General features: G+C 51.3%; 3 protein-coding genes and 1 pseudogene. 2 read left to right on the top strand and 2 right to left on the bottom strand.

The window, feature by feature from the left end:
* Together ACOCD2_RS15325 and ACOCD2_RS15320 are read right to left on the bottom strand one after the other, a co-directional pair.
* A pseudogene (locus ACOCD2_RS15325) lies at nt 1–293 on the bottom strand (hypothetical protein); the annotation flags it as partial.
* Nucleotides 294–679: 386 nt separating this feature from the next.
* Nucleotides 680–1,792 carry a hypothetical protein gene (locus ACOCD2_RS15320; RefSeq protein ID WP_419625766.1) on the bottom strand — a complete coding sequence of 371 codons (1,113 nt, stop codon included), beginning with the start codon at nt 1,790–1,792 and terminating at the stop codon, nt 680–682.
* A 449-nt stretch (nt 1,793–2,241) separates the two neighbouring features.
* Here ACOCD2_RS15320 and ACOCD2_RS15315 point away from each other — a divergent pair, with 449 nt between their 5' ends.
* Nucleotides 2,242–2,559 (top strand): recombinase family protein, encoded by a 318-nt coding sequence (locus tag ACOCD2_RS15315; RefSeq protein WP_419625767.1) that lies wholly within the window; start codon nt 2,242–2,244, stop codon nt 2,557–2,559.
* 215 nt (nt 2,560–2,774) lie between these two features.
* Entirely contained in the window at nt 2,775–2,939 is a 165-nt protein-coding gene (locus ACOCD2_RS15310) for a hypothetical protein (RefSeq protein ID WP_419591379.1), read from the top strand.
* Nucleotides 2,940–3,043 lie beyond the last annotated feature (104 nt).

The following is a 3,043-nucleotide window of genomic DNA, read 5'->3' as shown; positions in this document are numbered from 1 at the left end:
AGTAAGCAGGCCATGCGTGAATTGGAAAAACGATTTGACAGAAAACCTGATCTGGAATCATGGTTTGTCACAATCAATCCGATTACAAAATTGGGGTAATCTATTTTTTCCGAGGCCCTTAGATATACAGCTCTAAGGCAATAAACAACACCTCCAAGCGCACCCATTAACGCGCACTTATAGCCGAGGCTATACGGGACAAGCCATTCCGGTGTTAATCCGCGAACGTCAATAGTCCAAAGTGACATCACCCCAATTAGCCAAACCAATAAGTAACTGATAACCAGCTTCATGCTTTCTTTCTTTATTACGACCAACAGTTGATAATCAACTGTTGGCACCAAATGCTGCCAAAAACGCAGTCCTACACTAGGGCATGTGATTACCGCAACTTCGAGACCTTCATCACTATGATCTACATGATTTTACACGAAATTACGACAAGAATGTCGCTACCTTGTGATAGATTTTGGGGACTGGGATGCCCCAAAATCTATCACAAGGCCGAAGACACGCTTGCCCAAATTGGGTCAAAATTATCGAAAAACGATGCGGTGCCCGCAAAAAGACAATCAAATTCCATTCCCAAGTGGAACTAGCGGGAAAATCGATGTCTTTTTCAACAGCCTGCTAAGATACGATACGGTAAATTTCGGGGTTCTCGTTATTGACTGTATGCTCACGAAACCGTTATCAGACGCAGCACGCGTTCAGCAGGTCTGTATTCGAGGGAGACCACCATGCGCTCCGGGTGCCCGGTCAACCTCGTGAACTCAAGCATTATGTTGAATTTGCTGAGCTGGTATGTGGGCTGATCAACATACATCATATTGTACAGATAGCTCATCCGTAGCTTCTCGCGGATTTCCGTCTCAAGCTCAGCCTTGGTCAAGTCTTCAAGGCCGGCCTTCTTCAGCTTTCCGAACTTCTCGGTCTTCAGATACTTTTCGAACTTGTTGTCCGTGATGGCAACTGTGAATTCGGTGAGAGGTGCCACCGTCTCAGACATCGCCCGCAACGCGATTTCAAGATCGTCGTCTGACTCCTCCATCAGCATCCACTCGGGCTTGTAGGACAGGAATGCGCCGAAGTACGCCGACTGAAGACTCTTAATCCGAAGGCCGATGGCAGTGTAATCGTGGAGGTGCAGGTTATGGTTCTCAGTATTCGGTCGGTCATCCTCATGCCCGAGGATGACGGTGTCGCCCTGCTTGATCACTAGGTTGACGAGGTGCCTCGACACGAAGGTCTTCGCTAGGCTTGCATAGGTACAAGGCACGTAACCGAGATAGGCCTTGTGCGCCCGCAGTTTAGTGTCGATGGCGGTGATACTGCTCTCAGAGAGGTTGTTGACGTAAAGGACGTAGCAGAAGCATGGATGTTTGAAGTTCAGGTCTTTGGCGACAACCGCTGAATTACGAAGCAGTGTGCGAGCAATTTCGTCCCGATCATCAACCAGTTCCCCACCAAGAATACTGTGTGTCGTTTTGCGGTCGAGTGCCTGGAAAAGTGCGTCGGCACATTCCACACCTGGAACGAACGTATTGTCACAGCGTTTCTCGTCGAAGAGAAACGCCGCCTCATGCTTCGTCGATTGTGGGGTAAGCGCGCTTCTCAAAGACATGTAGTCGACGTCCTTCGTGCGAAGGATGTCGAGGAGGTAACTGTGGAAGTGCTGAATTTCACGGAAGGTCTGCGTATCGGTCAAAGCTTGATCCTCCCGGAGGACCTGGAGCATCAGGTTGTCGCGTGCGTTAAGCGTGTGAATGACCGTCATGTAGCGAGTAGACACGAGGCCTCGCGTGTCGTCAAGGCGCTAGAGCAAATGATTCCTGCGAAATATTTTCCAAGCTCATTTTATGTCCACAGTGGCAAGAGCTACAAGAAACACAGGTATCCGGCTTGCCGGATTGTCCATAATTCCATGGGCTGTTTTCCCTAGGGCTACACGTTTTATATACGTTTTTTGTTTTAAAGAGTTTTAGGACATCAGAATGTCAAATTTTCCTTCATGGTCAGTTACTTACACCCCACCAGGTGGGTAATAGACGGGGTTGGGTGGGTAATAGACGGACTATCCACAGGCTGGATCACCGGATCGATCCCCTTCCGTCTATTACCCACCCGCCTTGCGCAAACCCTGACCAGTAGTCGCTTCGCGCTCCGTCGATTACACACCGCCGCGCTTAGTATTCGCCTGGGTCCAGCGGGGGGAGAACCCCGGATGCCGGTTGCACGAAGATATTTGCCGAGAAGATCACCGGCACCCGCCGCGACCGACCGGAGCTAGAGCGGATGCTTGACCACTTGCGCCCCGGTGACGTTGTAACCGTCACACGCCTAGACCGTTTGGCCCGCAACACGCGCGACCTGCTCGACATTGCCGAGCGTATCCAGGCGGCGGGCGCAGGGCTGTGCAGCCTGGCCGAACCGTGGGCCGATACTACGACCCCCGCCGGTCGCATGGTGTTGACCGTCTTCGCCGGGATCGCCGAGTTCGAGCGCAGTTTGATCATCGACCGCACCCGTTCAGGCCGCATAGCGGCCAAGAAGGACTAGCGGGGGCATTTGAACAGAAACTTACGGTTTTCTGTTCGCCCTCGCGGATCCACCTCAAACAGTAAATTCCTGCATAAAATCACCCTGCTTATTCACCCAGCACTTGTTTACCGTATTCCCTTAACTCACCGTCCGGGCCGACATAGCGATAGAGCGTCTGGCGAGATACGCCCATCTACTCGACCCCAAAATTTATCACGAGGCCGAAGACACGCTTGCTTATTTTCCCTCTGGCGCAAGGCACGCCGGGAAAACAGTGCGGCCTCGCGGCTACTGGGGTCTACCAGCCTTCGCTTCGCTCTCCGTGGCTGGCAGCGGTCGTTTATTCCGGGATCGTAAACTTTCAGCTTTTGAAAAAGTTCGACAGGATCAACAGGTAAATCCCCCCTCTTTTTTGGCTTAATCTTTGAGAAATCAAATGTCATTAGCTATCGTCTCAGTTGATTCATTATTATCAGTGGGCAGCTTTGCTTTTCCTGAGCAT

The organism is Thiolapillus sp., assembly GCF_048562965.1.
Taxonomy (GTDB): domain Bacteria; phylum Pseudomonadota; class Gammaproteobacteria; order Chromatiales; family Chromatiaceae; genus Thiolapillus; species Thiolapillus brandeum_A.
Note: the sequence above shows the minus strand (reverse complement) of the source record. Positions and strands in the feature narration are given on the sequence as shown.